The 16725-nt window shown below is 48.9% G+C and carries 17 protein-coding genes; 6 read left to right on the forward strand and 11 right to left on the reverse strand.

Annotation, left to right across the window (positions count from 1 at the left end; all coding sequences use genetic code 11):
* Positions 1-363: 363 nt before the first annotated feature.
* From LQ901_RS06510 to LQ901_RS06545, 8 genes are all read right to left on the reverse strand, one after another.
* Entirely contained in the window at positions 364-1026 is a 663-nt protein-coding gene (locus LQ901_RS06510; protein ID WP_064977701.1) for a LysE family translocator, read from the reverse strand.
* Between the two features lie 224 nt (positions 1027-1250).
* Complete coding sequence (locus LQ901_RS06515; RefSeq protein WP_039044694.1) at positions 1251-1490, reverse strand: hypothetical protein; 240 nt, start codon at positions 1488-1490, stop codon at positions 1251-1253.
* Between the two features lie 317 nt (positions 1491-1807).
* Positions 1808-2251, reverse strand: a complete 444-nt coding sequence (locus tag LQ901_RS06520; RefSeq protein WP_052181418.1) for a hypothetical protein — start codon at positions 2249-2251, stop codon at positions 1808-1810.
* Positions 2252-2697: 446 nt separating this feature from the next.
* Positions 2698-3159 (reverse strand): isoprenylcysteine carboxylmethyltransferase family protein, encoded by a 462-nt coding sequence (locus LQ901_RS06525; protein WP_064977700.1) that lies wholly within the window; start codon positions 3157-3159, stop codon positions 2698-2700.
* A 116-nt stretch (positions 3160-3275) separates the two neighbouring features.
* On the reverse strand, positions 3276-3761 hold the full coding sequence (locus LQ901_RS06530) for a GNAT family N-acetyltransferase (RefSeq protein WP_081632858.1): 486 nt from the start codon (positions 3759-3761) through the stop codon (positions 3276-3278).
* Between the two features lie 100 nt (positions 3762-3861).
* Positions 3862-4761: a class A beta-lactamase gene (gene bla / locus LQ901_RS06535; RefSeq protein ID WP_152136281.1), complete on the reverse strand. Its 900-nt coding sequence runs from the start codon at positions 4759-4761 to the stop codon at positions 3862-3864.
* 92 nt (positions 4762-4853) lie between these two features.
* The gene (locus tag LQ901_RS06540; RefSeq protein WP_115149547.1) at positions 4854-5291 is read right to left on the reverse strand and encodes a GNAT family N-acetyltransferase; all 438 of its coding nucleotides are present in this window, start codon (positions 5289-5291) and stop codon (positions 4854-4856) included.
* 38 nt (positions 5292-5329) lie between these two features.
* Positions 5330-5845: a GNAT family N-acetyltransferase gene (locus tag LQ901_RS06545; RefSeq protein ID WP_233672060.1), complete on the reverse strand. Its 516-nt coding sequence runs from the start codon at positions 5843-5845 to the stop codon at positions 5330-5332.
* Between the two features lie 557 nt (positions 5846-6402).
* On the opposite strand from LQ901_RS06545, the gene katG reads away from it, so the two are divergent.
* From katG to LQ901_RS06560, 3 genes are all read left to right on the forward strand, one after another.
* Entirely contained in the window at positions 6403-8580 is a 2178-nt protein-coding gene (gene katG / locus LQ901_RS06550; protein WP_233672061.1) for a catalase/peroxidase HPI, read from the forward strand.
* Between the two features lie 221 nt (positions 8581-8801).
* On the forward strand, positions 8802-9368 hold the full coding sequence (locus LQ901_RS06555) for a beta/gamma crystallin-related protein (RefSeq protein ID WP_047708609.1): 567 nt from the start codon (positions 8802-8804) through the stop codon (positions 9366-9368).
* 329 nt (positions 9369-9697) lie between these two features.
* A complete protein-coding gene (locus LQ901_RS06560) occupies positions 9698-9979 on the forward strand; it encodes a hypothetical protein (RefSeq protein WP_010863499.1) in 282 nt (93 codons plus the stop codon).
* Between the two features lie 119 nt (positions 9980-10098).
* Here the strand turns inward: LQ901_RS06560 and LQ901_RS06565 are convergent, their stop codons facing one another.
* Entirely contained in the window at positions 10099-12546 is a 2448-nt protein-coding gene (locus LQ901_RS06565; protein ID WP_233672062.1) for an ABC transporter permease, read from the reverse strand.
* Between the two features lie 129 nt (positions 12547-12675).
* Positions 12676-13365, reverse strand: a complete 690-nt coding sequence (locus LQ901_RS06570; RefSeq protein WP_152136284.1) for an ABC transporter ATP-binding protein — start codon at positions 13363-13365, stop codon at positions 12676-12678.
* Here LQ901_RS06570 and LQ901_RS06575 point away from each other — a divergent pair.
* Positions 13364-13972 (forward strand): arylesterase, encoded by a 609-nt coding sequence (locus LQ901_RS06575; protein ID WP_152136285.1) that lies wholly within the window; start codon positions 13364-13366, stop codon positions 13970-13972. The genes LQ901_RS06570 and LQ901_RS06575 overlap by 2 nt on opposite strands.
* A 74-nt stretch (positions 13973-14046) precedes the next feature.
* Here LQ901_RS06575 and LQ901_RS06580 read toward each other — a convergent pair whose 3' ends face one another.
* Complete coding sequence (locus tag LQ901_RS06580) at positions 14047-14535, reverse strand: GNAT family N-acetyltransferase (protein WP_152136286.1); 489 nt, start codon at positions 14533-14535, stop codon at positions 14047-14049.
* Positions 14536-14772: 237 nt separating this feature from the next.
* On the opposite strand from LQ901_RS06580, the gene pfkB reads away from it, so the two are divergent.
* Positions 14773-15705: a 6-phosphofructokinase II gene (pfkB, locus tag LQ901_RS06585; protein ID WP_152136287.1), complete on the forward strand. Its 933-nt coding sequence runs from the start codon at positions 14773-14775 to the stop codon at positions 15703-15705.
* A gap of 575 nt (positions 15706-16280) precedes the next feature.
* Positions 16281-16676: an NUDIX domain-containing protein gene (locus LQ901_RS06590; protein WP_064977688.1), complete on the forward strand. Its 396-nt coding sequence runs from the start codon at positions 16281-16283 to the stop codon at positions 16674-16676.
* Positions 16677-16725: the final 49 nt, after the last annotated feature.

The following is a 16725-nucleotide window of genomic DNA, read 5'->3' on the forward strand; positions in this document are numbered from 1 at the left end:
GGTATACAGGCCGGTTACCTTTAATTACCATCTGATTACATGTCTTACGCTTTCGATTTTACGCGTTGCTTTTCTATGTTGCAGCAGATGTCTTTGATTTTTCTTTCAAAAACAGATGCCTTTCATCTATAAGTCTCTATAGGTAATCCGAATAAAGGTATTATCTTTCAATACCCACTATTGAGTTTAGTTAAGGTTGGTGAACTTGCCAGTCAAAAAGTGATATCCGAAGGGAGAAGTCGTCGAAGGATGAGATAAATCACAACTCGTTAGATTATCCTGCAAATCCCCGGCTCGCTATACATTTAAACAAGACGGCCAGTTCAAGAACAAGATTAGGGCTACAACGGCAAGATGAGTGATTTAACCTAATAATATTCTTAATCCAAAGTAAGTGAACAATCCACCACAGCAAAGTTCAATGGGAATAAATGCTTTGTGATATACATTTTTGGCCGTGGATTTAGAAAACACCACCGCCAACGTCATATGCCACATAAGTGTAATGCAACACATAATGATCACAACCAGTGATGCCAGCGTGGCAGGAAATACATCAGGAAGCGTAACAGAAAAAAGACTGAGGACAAAAAGACCTGTTTTAGGATTAATAAGACTGGTTACCATCGCTGTTTTAAACATTGATTTCGTTGATGGCGCAACCGAATACACAGGTGTTATGCTTGTTGTCAGTGGCACTGGATCTATTTTTACTGCGCGTCGTTTAATTATTTCATACACGACCTTGTACAACTTGTTATAACCTAAATAGAGTAAATATAATCCACCCACACCTTGCACCAGGTAGAGCAACCAAGGGAATGTTTTGAAGAGCAAAAGCAGACCAGACACACCTAAGAGAGCCCAGATAAATACCGCGCTAGTTACGCCCAATGCAGCCCAAGACGCACTGTGACGACCTTGCGTCAACGCAGTATTCAAGGTTAACAGCACATTCGCACCAGGAGTCAGTACAGCTAATCCCCAAATCACAGCGACATGCCACAGTACGGTTACATCCCCCATTGCCAATCTTCCTTGTTATCCTAAGTTTACCTAGCTATTATTTACTTTCCAATCAGTGACATAGCAATCATCTGGTCACCAATAAAATCAACTCATAACCGCTTTATGCCTACGTTCTTGATTATTCCGTATCAAACGCAAACAGGCTCACCAACATGCTAAACGGCATTTATCCTCCGTTGAACATCTTAGTAAGCCTGTTGCCAGTCACAATGATTAAGCAATCAAAAAACCGCTTTGGTTATTGCAATAATGCTAAGCAATGCCATAAACGCAGCTGAAATACCCAGATCCCAGCAATACGTCAGCGCTTCATAATCCATGGCCTCATCTTTTCGTAATTGTAATACGAGAAGAACAAAGAAAAACACGGCAAGAACAAACGTTATGAGCGCAAAAATGCCTCTAAACGTGAGAAGGTTTTTACGTAGTTTTTGTAATCCTGTTCCATGGATGGCTGGCATTTTACACCTGATACATACCCAAGAGTGTCCACTCATAACGCATATCTTCTATTCAATATACAACATGATGCCTAATTATTATTTTTATACCAGCTCATTTATAAAACACCTTTTCCATATAGAAAAGAGATAGAGCGAGATAAAACAAAACAACCTTTCAATTATTACACAACGAATAAACTAAGTATAAAGACAATTATTTTTTGCGAGATAACGCCAGTTAGCAAACGATGAGTAAATAAATGGATACGAATTGAAACATTTAGTATCAACTACGGAGGCGCAAAACCACCGTAGCTGAAAACAAGAGTGACGTATTAACTGACTCGACGCTCTTGCCTATCTCTCTCATCAGCTATACGGATCAAATCAAAAATTGCCCGTTCGCTAGACAACGGCTTTACAGAAGCAGCACTGAACGCCGCACGGTGAGAGTTTGTTTTTCGACGTAGGATATCTTTCACGGTGATCAATCCAATCCCCGTTCGCTCCGCTATCGTTTCAGCGGAATACCCTAGCATTTGTAGGTGATAGATACCTTCAAGAATACCTCTTGAAAAGGTCATTCTGTCACCCAAAAAAACCTGTGCGATTTCAGGTACAGAAATATCAGAGACTTTTACCGGTTTTACTGCGGGACGAAACCCCGTCCGCGTTCTGGCTCTCGCTGCGGCATTTTGCCGATCTAAGATTACTGCGGTGTAGTCACATCCATCATCATGCATGCCGACGCCACCAATCCCGTGTTTACTTACCAGCATTATGCCCTCCTTACGGATAGCCCGGTATGTCGGAAGCCCGCATACCCACAGTTGCATTAGAGATGTCGGAACCAAGAGAACGTTGCCCTCTTGCATCTCCCCAGTTTTATGCGCAATACCTCCGCTCTGTCATGCTCCGTGTTGCCTCTGATTTCGGTATATCAAACCCTGAAAGCAAAAACCAGTATCAGGATGTGAGATTAATCCCCGATCCTTAAAAAAAACGCATTATGTTGTGTGAGTGCTGAAAAATTAATCTTGATAAGCAGACAGTTAGTCATTTCGTAGACTAATAAAGCTGAATCTACCCCATCAGAGGTAGCGCTGTAGGCACAAAGAATAAAGGCAGCGCTACATGCACTGCCTTTACTCGTGTGAAAGTTTATTATGGGGGCTGTTTATCTAACACATGTCAACGTATGCCACACAGTAGACTGATAAGGCGCTTATAACCAACGCCTAACTCGTGCTTTATACAACTCAAATTGCGTGCCAAACAAAGCCTGCATCGCCCGCTCTTCTGGCTTAATCTGAAAACGGGTCATGTAGCTAACAAATACGGCTACCCCAGCTAACGCGATGACTGAATCCAGATACAATGCCCAGGCCACCAGCCAGAGGGCTAAACCGGTATACATTGGGTTGCGAGAATATTGGTACACGCCGCCAACCACCAAGGCAGATGCCGTTTCCGGTTTGAGTGGATTTACCGTGGTCTGTGCACGCTTAAACGCTATCACACCGCCAATTCCCAGTAATATGCCCATAGCGAACAGCGCAATCATAAGCGCGATACGTAGGCCATGCGGCAACGGAAAATGCCCGGGTAAAAATGACAGTAACCCGATCAGCAAGGCGGCACTCGCTGCAATCAGTGGTGGCGGGATACGATTATCTAAATTTGGCATGCTTGCTGTTCCCCCTTTTCCCAGACTATGGCGCCGAAAACCTGTTTTCTGTGATTGAGCGTGATGGTTTGAGACAATCGCATGAAAGTGACAGTGTCACGTAAATACCTATTGGGTTACGCCACAATATCGGTACGAGATGCGGGTATAAACTGCATCACGGACACCGGTTTGTTTGCGTAGCATTCTTGTTTGATTTCTTGCCAGCCCATACTTTGATAAAACGCTTGCTGATCTTCTGTGAACAAAAACAGCGGCTCATCACTCTGTTTACCGTGCGCACTCATCACATGATGCACCACCTTACGCCCCAGTCCTAACCCACGTTTATCTTGCTTAATATAGACATTCGCCAGCCAAGGTGTGAGTTCGCGGTTGGTTTCCATATCGTGTTGCAGCACCGCCGCAGTGCCCGAGAGTTCACCTTGATGGAAAATCAGCCACGTTGACGGTACCGCGTGCTCCCCCAGAGATTCGCGCAGGTCAGCGGCAAAATCATCAAGGGTGCGATCCGGGTATAGCGAATGCCATTCATCGAAATGCCAGCGGGCAATATGGTCAATCAGGTGTGGATGTGCACTCAGGCATTCAATTTTCATCATAAACTCAACGCGTTCGTTTTATATAAGCGGCATGCAGTACAAAATACAGACAAAAAGGCAGCCATGCTGGCTGCCTTCGTTATTGCGGTAATAATACCGTTTAGCGGGTCAAAAATGTATCAAATATGCTTTTGCCGATAGTTACAATCGCGGCATTACGCTCATCAAAGGTCGCTTCGGTTTGTGTCAGGTAGATAGAGACAAACATCGGATCTTGTTGCGCAGACCAAACCAACGCGGTGATCCCACGGGAGCCAAAACCACCCGCACCAGAGCGATCGGCTATCTGAACGCCTTGAGGCAGCACGGAGCGCAACAATCCATCCGCCACTTTATTATCTTGCATCCACGTTTTCAGCTGCTGACGTGAAGTGCTAGATAAGGTCTCGCCGAGCACCAATGTGTTCAAGGTGTGGTTAATCGCATTCGGCGTGGTGGTATCTCGCGGATCGTTTTTGGCCGCTTCATTGAGTGTTGGCTCATTGCGATCCAATCTTGTGACGTTGTCACCGATTGACTGCAAGTATGCTGTTAGCACAGCAGGACCACCGATTTTTTCAAGCACCAAATTGGCGGCTGTATTATCACTGGTTTCCATGGTTGCCTGACACGCAGCTTGTAAGGTGATATCCGTACCTGCCAGTGGACGCAATACCGGTGAATACTCCATGAGATCTTCACTTCGAACCTTAACGGTATCGTTCAATGCCAATTTGCCCGCATCAACATCCGACAACATTTTAGCGCAAGCCAACGTTTTAAACGTACTCATCATTGGGAAACGCTGGTCGCCGTGGTAATTCCACACCACGCCTTGACTCGGGATAAATACAGATACCCCCACGCGTGCGCCTAATGTCTGCTCCACCGATTTCACTTGCGCGGATAACGCCGCAGTATCCTGCGCCTTAACCGAGGAGCTTTGCGCTAAACCCGCGAGTGACCAGCAAGAAATCACTACCGCAGCGGCGCGAAAAAAAGTCCGACCCAATACTTTCATGAACAGATTCCGTGTATAAACTTATGTATTATGTTGATTTATTTAAATTAAATTTAGAGTGGCTCAATAAACTATAACAGCACTCAACATGCTTACAGCATGCGCTGAAACAGGATTTTTCCTTCCCCACATTCTGGCACTAACGCACTTTCTTCGTAGCCGACAATGTGGTAGCCGCTGGTAATTAGTAACTGCAGCATCGCCGGATAACGATTCATCGATTTCACCTTCACGCAGTGATACCTCTGCTCGCGCGCCCACATTTCTTGCGCTTGACGCAGCTCACTGGCGATGCCCTTGCGGCGATATTCTGGCAATACACCGCCGAGCCAACTGTAAAACTCACGCTCGGAAATTGCATAGCCCAGTTTGTAGGCAACCGCTCTTCCTTTTGCTCGCGCAATTAAGATCAGCGTCGACTTACCAGCCAAACGCTCTTCTAATAGTGCACGCGTTGTCCGGCCATCAAATTCGGGGATCCCCGAATCGACCTGCAGCACATCATCTAAGGTGCCGATTTCTATCTTCATTGCACGTGTCCCTAATCATGGTATGTGCGGGGCGCGTGTTAGCACGGCAGCAGTGTACGCAGATAGAGATTATTTTCCGAGCCATACAGTGCGATGGTGCCATGAGGCGCAAACCCCAAGGCGGTAAGCAGATGATTAGATGCAATATTGTCGGGCAATGTGATGCCTAACACTTGGTTGACGCCATGCTGTTCACGAGCATTGTCTAACACGGCCAGCGCCGCTTCCTTTGCATAACCCTGACGCCAGTGCGCCGACAAGAAGGCATAACCCAGATCGGGCAAATCCAACTCGTTACGCTGTAACAGGCCACACATCCCCACAGGGGTACCGCAGGCTTTAAGCTCAACCAAATTCAAACCAAAACCATGTTGCGCGTAAGAGGCTTGTGGCCCATGCTGAATATAGTTCAATGCACTTGCCGTATCCCGAACCTGTTTGTCACCGATATATTGCAAAAATGCCGGCTCATTCAGCAAGTGTTGGATAAATGCGGTATCGGCATCGGTAAAATGACGCACTCGCAACCGTGCGGTTTCACAAACAATATGCATCTTGAATATCCCTGTCCTTTCCCTAAAAAACGCACTATAAGCGGATTACGTGGCTGACTCCAGCATCCTATCCCGCGCTTAGCCATTCTCTTTTCTCGTGGTCAATTACGCGCATATCCAGATTCCGACAACCACCGTTCAATCAGCACAACATGCCTTGTAACAGATTAAAACACCGCGACTTATAGCAAATCTAAAGAAGCTGCACCGCATAACACTTTTGGTTATACAGCAGTGTTAGCGTTTCGAGGTTGTGCTACACAGGGGTGACGGCATGTTTGTGATAGCGTCATCTAAATGGTGTAGTGTCGTCAGCAAACTGGCCACTCTCTACCTATACTTGCAGTGTTTTTATGTACATGCACATCAGCGTAACGTTGTTTGCGCCTTAGATAAGTAAGCAGGCAAGAAAGCGTTTTGATGTTCTGCATAATGATTTCAGCTATGGCTGAACATGCGCTTCAACCCTAGGACTCAGAGGCCCTTAGCGTTGATGAGTGCTGGCATGTTCACCATGGCAGCAATGCGTTTCATACTGGAAATGAACAGGAGCTCATATGGAAAATAAACACAGCACCCCTTCCGGAAAATGTCCGGTCATGCATGGTGCGTTGACCTCATCCGGTTCAGCCAATACCAACGCAGATTGGTGGCCTAAAAGCCTGAATCTGGATATTTTGCACCAGCATGACAGCAAAACTGACCCGATGGGCACTGCCTTTAACTACCGCGAAGCCCTGAAAACACTGGATGTGGAAGCGCTGAAAAATGATGTTAAAGCTCTGATGACCGACAGCCAACCGTGGTGGCCAGCGGACTGGGGACATTACGGCGGTTTAATGATTCGGATGGCATGGCACTCTGCGGGCACTTACCGTACTGCCGATGGCCGTGGCGGCGCCGGACACGGTAACCAACGTTTTGCCCCTATCAATTCATGGCCTGATAACGTCAACTTGGATAAAGCCCGTCGACTGCTGTGGCCAATCAAGAAAAAATACGGAAACAAGATTAGCTGGGCTGATTTGATTGTTCTCGCCGGTACCATGGCTTATGAATCAATGGGCCTGAAAACCTTTGGATTTGCGTTTGGTCGCGAAGATATTTGGCATCCTGAAAAAGATGTGTACTGGGGTTCGGAAAAAGAATGGCTGGCCCCCAGCACCGCCAAAAATAGCCGTTACTCCGGTGAACGCGATCTGGAAAACCCGCTCGCCGCGGTGATGATGGGGCTGATTTACGTTAACCCTGAAGGGGTGGATGGTCAGCCAGATCCACTGAAAACCGCACATGATGTGCGCGTCACCTTCGCACGTATGGCGATGAATGACGAAGAAACCGTCGCGCTTACCGCTGGTGGCCACACCGTAGGGAAATGTCACGGTAATGGCTCCGCCAAAGATTTAGGCCCCGCGCCAGAAGGTGCAGAAATCGAAGATCAAGGTTTCGGTTGGCTGAATAAAACCAGCCGAGGGATTGGTCGCAATACAGTCAGCAGTGGACTGGAAGGCGCATGGACTAGCCACCCTACCCAATGGGATAACGGCTACTTTGAGTTGCTGCTCAATTATGACTGGCAGCTGGCCAAAAGTCCGGCGGGCGCATGGCAATGGGAGCCAATCAACATCAAAGAAGAAGACAAGCCGGTTGATGTGGAAGACCCAAGCATCCGCTACAACCCCATCATGACCGATGCAGATATGGCCATGAAGATGGATCCGGAATACCGCAAGATCTCCGAGCGATTCTATAAAGACCCAGCCTACTTCTCTGAGGTGTTCGCCCGCGCGTGGTACAAGCTGACTCACCGCGACATGGGGCCAATATCCCGCTATTTCGGACCCGATGTGCCAGCCGAAACTCTGCTGTGGCAAGATCCGGTGCCAGCTGGACGCACTGATTACGATGTGGCTGATGTCAAAGCACGGATTGTAGCCAGCGGCCTGTCTATCAGTGATCGCGTCACGACCGCATGGGACAGTGCCCGCACCTTCCGTAATTCAGATAAACGTGGCGGTGCCAACGGTGCGCGTATTCGTTTAGCGCCGCAAAAAGATTGGCAAGGCAACGAGCCTGAGCGCTTAGCGCGCGTATTAGCGGTGTTGGAGCCGATCGCTGCAGCAACCGGAGCGAGCATTGCCGATGTGATTGTGCTAGCCGGGAATACCGCCATTGAGGAAGCAGCGAAAGCAGCGGGAGTGGCAGTATCGGTGCCGTTTGCTCCAGGCCGCGGTGATGCAACACAAGAGATGACCGACGTAGAATCTTTTAACGTGCTAGAGCCACTGGCTGATGGGTATCGCAACTGGTTGAAGAAAAATTATGTGGTCACGCCGGAAGAGTTGCTGCTCGACAGAACGCAACTGATGGGGCTGACTGCGCCAGAAATGACCGCACTGATGGGCGGCATGCGGGTGTTAGGTGCCAACTACGCAGGTTCGGCGCATGGCGTATTCACCGATCGTGTCGGTGTCTTGTCGACCGATTTCTTCGTCAACTTGACCGATATGAGCTACACATGGACACCGGCAGGCGAAAATCTGTATCAGATTTGTGACCGCGTAACCGGTGCCGTGCGCTGGACCGCTACCCGAGTGGATTTGGTGTTTGGCTCCAATTCCATTTTGCGGGCTTACGCCGAAGTGTATGCGCAAGATGATAATCATCCGAAGTTTGTTCATGACTTTGTCGCCGCATGGACCAAAGTGATGAATGCCGATCGCTTTGATATTTAATACGCTTAGCGAATAAATCGGCACTCCCGCCGCGTTGTGCTAGCCAGTGACATCAACATCACGGCCTGTACACCGCGGCATTTTTGTCTCTTTTAAATGCGTTTCCCCACCTCTTCGCTACTTCTTTTTCACCACAATTTGCCGCATATCACGCAGCAAACACTGGTCATTCGTATCTATTTATGCAATTCTCTCGCCCCATTTGTAATACAAGGTCATTTATGGTCAAGCAATTATCTGGGATTTTACTCCTCACGGTTGCCGGCTGCGCCGATGCATCGATTATCATCAATCAAAATATCGGGTTAGATCCGGTGTATGAGCCGGCCTCACGCCCAGCCTACCGTGAACGCATCTATGTATGCACCCTGACCCCATTCAGTGATGTGTACGCTGATGCCGGCCGCTCAGAGCGCAGCGCTCGCCACAAAGTGAGCCAACGCTGTGAACAAGGCCAAGGCAATGGCAGTATTTTCTGTAAAACTAAAGATGCCGTATGCACAGCCACCTCATTAGACGAGGATGATGGCCACGCACAAAACGTGTTGATGATTTTTGATGGCAGCCACCAGCGCGGCGCATCATTGGCGATTAGCCGTGATATGCCGGATCTTGCCCGTTATGGTTTCGCGGATCGGCTCTCTTCCTTCAGTATTCCTGATGGCTGGACTGTCCGTTTCTATGAGGGCATCAGCTACACCGGTGGCTACTACACCCGTCAGGGCGGTGATCAGGAAGCGATTGATTTTGATAATAAGATTCGCTCAATCCGCATTTTAAAGCGCTGATCTCAGAGTGCGGGCCGCATTTTCAAGTTACAAATTAGGTGTCGCCCGCGCTCAACGTTATCTTTCACTCGAAACAAATAAACCAGCACACAATACAAACATTAAGCAACCGGCCAAGACAATATCTTTTACCTCATAGAAAATAGACTATTTTGCATCGCTCGCTACAATACACCGCTAAATTTGAGTGTTCGTTTGAAACCGTTCAGTTTCTCTAACCAGCTGTTTTGTGAAAACAGTTATTTTCAGAGACAAACAACCTAAATATACGCACAGCCTTCGTATTTTATGTGGGTGTTGTTAATGGGGAGAATGACTGGGGAGTATGCATGTCTATCAAACCTGATCGCATCACCGCGATGCAACAGATCATCGATGCGGTAAAAGCCGAATTCCCTTTGTATCAGCAAGATACCTTTACCTGTGGGCCGGATAACTCCTGTGTCGGATGTCCGAAAAAGCTGATGGATTTGGTCGATACTGAATTGCAATACTGGCAACACCAGCTAGATCGGGGGATCGCACCCGGCTTTGATGATCTCAATCAGTTCGGCAAAATGTGTAAAAACGTACGGCGCGCGTTAGTACGCAATAACCGCATCACCGCGTAATACCCATTACCGGTTAACAGCACAACGCCACTTCACACAGCCAGGATAATGCGCTGCCCGGCATGACCGGACAGCGACACCTTCTGCATACGAATATTACGCGCGATATTCCCTACGCCTCACTGTAACTCTTGCCCTAAGCCTCGTAATCGTTCACTCAGCGTACCGGCCAACAGCTGCCGACGCATGCCTTGTCCGGTCAGTGTAATCAACACCGCGCCAAATAAAGGTAAGCCCAGCCAGATATCCCAATGCAGTTGCCATTGTCTATCAAACCACCACCACTGCAGCGCCAGCGAACTGAGCTCTACCACGGTGGCTGCACACAAACCGGCGAGTACCCCGCTGGCCACCAATTCCCAACGCAACATGTTACCCAGCAAGTGGCTACCAGCCCCCAGCATACGCATCAATAAGAGCTCGCGACGGCGACTGGCCATACTGGCCTGCGTCTGCGTCAGCAAAACCAGTAAAGCGGCAATGGTCACTAACCCCAGCATCAATGCCAATGCCCGGCTGACTTGCTCGGATACCCGCGATAAACGCGTGATCAAATCATCAACATCAATCAGGCTGACCGTCGGATGTTGGCGGATAAGTTCAATTTCCGCTGCCCGTCCGCTCTCTGGTAAGCGATAGCTTCCGAGCCACGTGCGCGAGAATGGCGCCAGCAAATCGTCCGAGAAGATCATGTAAAAATTCGGACGCATGTTATCCCACTTGATGCTACGTAAACTGGTAACGCGCGCCTCGAAGCTGCGTCCTTCAATTGTGAAACCCAGCATATCGCCAAGTTGAATGTTTAGGCGCTTGGCTAATTCGCTATCAACCGAGACTTCCCCCTTACCTTGCAACCATTTGCCGCTGGTCACCTGATTATCAGTCGGTAAGGTACCCGTGGTGGTAAAGTTCAGTTCTCGATCGACACCTTCGCGCCCACTATCCGCGCCTTCGCCAACAGCTTCACCGGCAATATGTGTCAAACGCCCTCGCACCACAGGGTAAAAGTCAGACATCACCGCTCCGGCGGCGTGCAGCGCTTGCCCAATTGCATCACGCTCGCCCTCAGCCACATTGACCAAAAAGCGATTAGGCGCATCTGTCGGTAAACGAGCGGCAAACTCATCCAACAAATCCGTACGCGCCGCCCACAGCAAACCCAGCAGCATTAACGCCAGCGCAAAACCGGCTAATTGAAACAGTCCACTGGCGCGCTCACGGGAAAGATGTGCCAGCGCCAATCGCAAGGCATGTGGCCCTTTGATGCGTGCGCCCAAGCGGAGCAATAAAGCAGCCACGGCAGCAAGCAGCCCCATCAATATGCCCATACCGCCGACTAACCCTAGTGCTAAGCGCACATCGGCGGTAAATCCCCAGACCAATGCAAATAGCCCAAGCAACCCGACAGGAATGGCAAACCAACTGGGAATACCGGCCTCGAGTTCGCGGCGTAATACCCGCAGCGGCGGTACTTTCAGCAAGCGTAAGAACGGGATCAACGCCAATAATGCGGTGATGAAAAATGCCACCGCAATGCCTAGCGCAAAAGGCCGCCATGACGGCGCCGGCAAATCAGGAGGCAGCAGCTCACCGAGCAATTGCAAGGTCACCCACTGCATTGCGGTACCGGCTACCACGCCTAACAGCGCGCCCAGCAATGTCAGTGAAAACAATAAGCTTCCCATCAATTGCCATAAACTGGCGCGCGATGCACCCAAGGTTTTAAGCAGAGCCACCATATTGGTCTGCCGCTCGGCAAAGTGCCGCACCGCAATCCCCATAGCCAGCGCGCCGAGTAATACGCCACACAACGAGGCTAATCGGAAAAAACGTTCGGCATTGCCTAAAGAGCGCCCGACTTGGGATTCGGCGTCATCCGGTAAAATCCATTTTTGTCCGGCTTGTAACTGCGGGGTTAGCCAGTTGGCATAACGGTTCAGGTCTTCGGTTGTGCCTTTAAACAAGTATCGCCATTGCTGACGTGAACCTGGTAACAAAGCGCCCGTCGCCCCAATATCCGCGCTATGGATCAAGGCGCGCGGCGCCAGTAAGAAAGGACTAAACCCTTGATCGGGTTCTTCACCCAAAAGACCCGCCACCCGCAACACGGTATTACCAACCTCAATATCGTCACCGACTTTGGCATCCAACAGCTGCATCACTCTGGCCGACAACCAGATTTCCCCTGGCTTTGGCGGCAGTTTAGGCGTTAACTCTAAGCGGCCATAGAAAGGAAAACCATCAGGCACAGCGCGGATTGACGCCAACTGCAGCGCATCGCCGTGAAACAGCATGCTGTTAAAGCTGACGGAGGTTTGTGCAGCTAATCCCTCTTGCGTTGCTTGCTGTAACCACCCATCAGGAATTGGCGTTGCCGTTCGTAATACGCGATCTGCGCCGATAAAATCACGCCCTGACGCTTTAAGCCCTGCCCCAAGACGATCAGCCACCAGCGCTACGCTCAGAACACAGGCCACACTCAGCGCGAGTGCTAACACAAACCAACGCAGCTCACCGCTAAACCCTTCGCGGCGCAACAGACGCCAGCCTAATCGCCATTGCGTCATATGCCCATCCCTCCGCATAGTTCTTTATGGTGAAGACTAGCCGAATGTCGGTTTGCTCGAGTTAGGGTTAGGCTCATTGTTAGGTATATGGCCGGTTTTGGCGGTAAGCGGTACGCAGAATTTTCGCGATCATACCGATACATCATACCCCTCCAAATGGCCAGCAACCATCACGACCTGACGCTGACAGCGGCTCGCCAATTCACGATCGTGGGTCACTACTACTAACGTGGTGCCATGTTCACGATTAAGGGCAAACAGCAACTCAATCACCTTTTCACCGGTCTTACTATCGAGATTACCGGTCGGCTCATCCGCCAGTAATAAACGTGGTCGCATCATAAACGCACGCGCAATCGCCACTCGCTGCTGCTCCCCACCCGACAAGCGCGGAGGTAAATGATGCAAACGATCGCCAAGGCCGACGGATTCCAGTAACGCGCGAGCGCGAGGCTCACAATCGGTCTCGCCCCGTAACTCCGCCGGCAACATGACATTCTCAAGTGCGGTCATGGTGGGAAGCAGTAAAAATGACTGGAATACAAAGCCGATCTGCTCTGCACGTAATTTCGCACGCCCTTCTTCATCCAGTTCGGTGAGCGATTGCCCTAAGATGCTGATGCTACCAACGGAAGGCAAATCCAACCCAGCCAATAACCCTAACAAAGTGGATTTTCCCGAACCGGAGGCGCCAACTAGCGCCACGGTTTCTCCGCTATTGACTTGTAAGTCAATACCTTCAAGGATAGTGAGAGTTTCTTGGCCAAGACGCACTGATTTGCCAAGGCCCCTGACAACAATAATGGGAGTTGAATTCATGGCACGTATCCTGTTTGCCTTGTGTTTATGGGTTTCATCCGTTCATGCCCAGACACTGCTGATTCTTGGCGACAGCCTCAGTGCCGGTTATCAAATGCAGGCAGAGCAAAGTTGGCCTGCATTGCTACAGCAAAAATGGCATTCCGAGGGCACCGACCACTCGCTGATTAATGCCAGTGTCAGCGGTGAAACAACGCAAGGTGCATTGAATCGCTTACCGGCTCTACTTACTGAGCATCAACCCGACTGGTTGCTGATTGAACTGGGTGGTAATGATGGCCTGCGCGGCTTTACCCCAGCCCTTGTGCGCCAAAACCTCATCCAAATGATTGAGCTGGCTAAAGCGCAACAGACTCACGTGGTATTAACCCAGATTCAACTTCCTCGCAACTATGGTGCGCGTTATCTGAGACAATTCGAGCAAATCTTCCCTGAGCTTGCCACGCAATACAGCCTGCCACTGCTCCCTTTCTTTATAGAAGATATTGCATTAAAACCGGAAATGATGATGAGTGACAGGATCCACCCAACAGCCGAGGCGCAGCCACTGATCCGCGATAAAGTGGCTGCATTTATTGAGCCGCTGCTGGAGCAAAAATCGCAGTAAATTCAGTGCTGCAATTTATAAAACGCAGTAATAAAGGGGATGCACGACAGCAGGCTGCACTTCCCCGTATTCATTTACTTATTGATTTTCTTTAGCATCCAAACATCACAACCACAATGTGGTGTACCCGTTAGCGGTTGAGCTAAATGTTCAAATCCTAAAGATTCATACAGGGAAATCGCCGCATGCATGCTTTTTAAGGTATCGAGGTAACAGTGAGTAAACCCTTGCGCTTGAGCGAAAGATAAACATTGCTGCACTAATTGCCGCCCCAACCCGCAGCCTCGACCTTCCGGCAGTAAAAAGAGCTTACGCAGTTCACAGGTCTCTGTACTGTCATTAAATGGCGCAATGCCACAGCCGCCCACCACCACGCCATCAATACGTGCTACCCAATATTGGCTTCGCATTGAAGCGCAGTAATGTTCGCTCATATGCAGAACTTCAGCATCAGAAGGACCAAAACCGTCCCCAATTGCCCCAAACTCAGCGCCAACTGTTTTGATAATGTGGCAAATCACCGCATCATCGTGTGGTGTGATTTTTTGGATAGATATGTTCATTTGCTTTCCCTATCTGATTTCTCATATTGATTGATTCATTTATACACGAAGCCACCTGCTCAGGGATATCTCAACGCAACATCACGCTCTTTTACATGCCAGCTCATCAGTTCTCGGTTATATGCTTTACTTAGATGCATAGCTTCTAGAGACGCGGCTTATAGATGCACAGTTTCGCATCCGCCCCGCTCACGCACCATGTCGTGCGCTAATGACGACCATTAAGGGTGTATTATCATGACCGAGATATTCACGTTAACGTTGTCTCCTTCATTAGACAGCGCTACCACCACCGCCAAAATGTATCCGGAAGGAAAACTGCGCTGTACCGCACCGGTATTTGAACCGGGCGGCGGTGGAATTAATGTTGCGCGCGCTATCGTCTATCTGGGCGGTCAAGCTCACGCGATTTTCCCGATTGGCGGACCGACAGGCGAGCATCTCAAAGAACTGCTTGATCGCGAAGGTATTCAGACTGAGACCTTAACTACCGCCGATTGGACACGGCAAAATCTGCATGTCCATGTAGACAGCAGTGGCGAACAATTTCGCTTTGTGATGCCAGGCGCGCAATTAACCCAATCCGAGTTTGACCAACTGGCACAGCGCGTCAATACCATACCTGCCGGTTCGATTCTGGTTATTAGTGGCAGCTTACCTCCCGGCACACCGTTAGAAAAATTAATCGAACTGGTGCAACAAGCAAAAGCCAACGGTCTCCAGTGCATCATCGATAGCTCTGGCGATGCCCTAAAAGCGTGTTTAGATTTAGGCGGTATTGCGTTGGTCAAACCGAACCAAAATGAACTCTCTGCACTGATTGGTCGAACTTTGGAAGATCCTGATGACGTGCGCAATGCAGCCAAAGAATTAGTACAGTCTGGCGCCGTCGAGCGCGTAGTGGTGTCACTCGGGCCACAAGGGGCACTCGCCGTAGACCGTGATCATTGCGTGCAAGTTGTACCTCCACCGGTGAAAAAAATGAGTACTGTTGGCGCGGGTGACAGCATGGTTGGCGCAATGACATTAAAACTATCCCAAGGCGCAGATCTCATTGATACCGTACGCTTTGGCGTCGCCGCCGGCAGTGCCGCAACGCTTAATCTAGGGACTCGCTTGTGTTCCTTGGAGGATACATTGCGGTTGTATGGGTATATTTGTAATGGCTAGGGGTGTGGTGATGGCTGACGACTGTGAGGTGGGGTAATTTTTAATCGCCACTAATACAAAGCATTTAAGAGTGATTCCCAACGCTTGGCATTTTTCATTCCATCGTTGGGTTTTGTGTTTACGGTGGTATGGTTGGCTTTCGTGGTAGCGTTGCTCACACCTTAATGCGGCGTTAAAGGTATAATATTTCTCATTCGCCGTAGTACGCTACTACGGCAATACTACTATTCTCTCATGCGTCTAAAATATTAATTTGATGCCTTTTCTGATAACATTTAGCGAAGGGGCATAGCTGCGCACGCTCGCGTGCGCAGCGGTTTGAAATGGGCATAAAATTCGCGCAGCGAATGCCCATTTAAAAATGTCCCTGCTTGAACTTGTTGTTATCAAGAATCCGCAGCTAACAAAGCAACCAAAATACATAGCACCAAATAACAGGCTAACTTTCTATCAATGGCAGAATTTGTATACTAACTTCACAACTAGCAGCCTATGCTATGGTAAAAGTCTCAGCAATATAGTATATCAAACCGCGAATATAGTCCTATGCTGCAACCAAATTTAGGTTAGTGAAAATGATAATTGATAAATTAGCTTGGATACTCATTCGTGACGGTAAACTTTTAACCGTTAGGTCAAAAGGCAAATCACTATTTTATCTGCCAGGTGGTAAGCGCGAATCTGGTGAATCAGATGAGCAAGCCCTACTCCGCGAAATAAAAGAAGAGCTAGACGTTGATTTAATACCTGAAACCATAAAATACACTGGTACATTTGAAGCGCAAGCGGACGGAAAAGATGAAGGTGTTACTGTTAAGTTAACTTGCTACTTATCTGATTACAGCGGCCATCTACATCCTGAGTCAGAAATTGAAGAATTAAAGTTCATTGGTGCGGACAATAAGAGCATTTGTTCTCTCGCAACATTAGTAACTTTAGAGTGGCTAGAGAAAAATTCGATGATTAGCTAAGAGAATCGTGCCAATAATTTAGCCGCTTATTGGCACTGTCTTACTTCAG

This window comes from Plesiomonas sp. PI-19, assembly GCF_021368255.1.
GTDB lineage: Bacteria > Pseudomonadota > Gammaproteobacteria > Enterobacterales > CAMTGL01 > Plesiomonas > Plesiomonas shigelloides.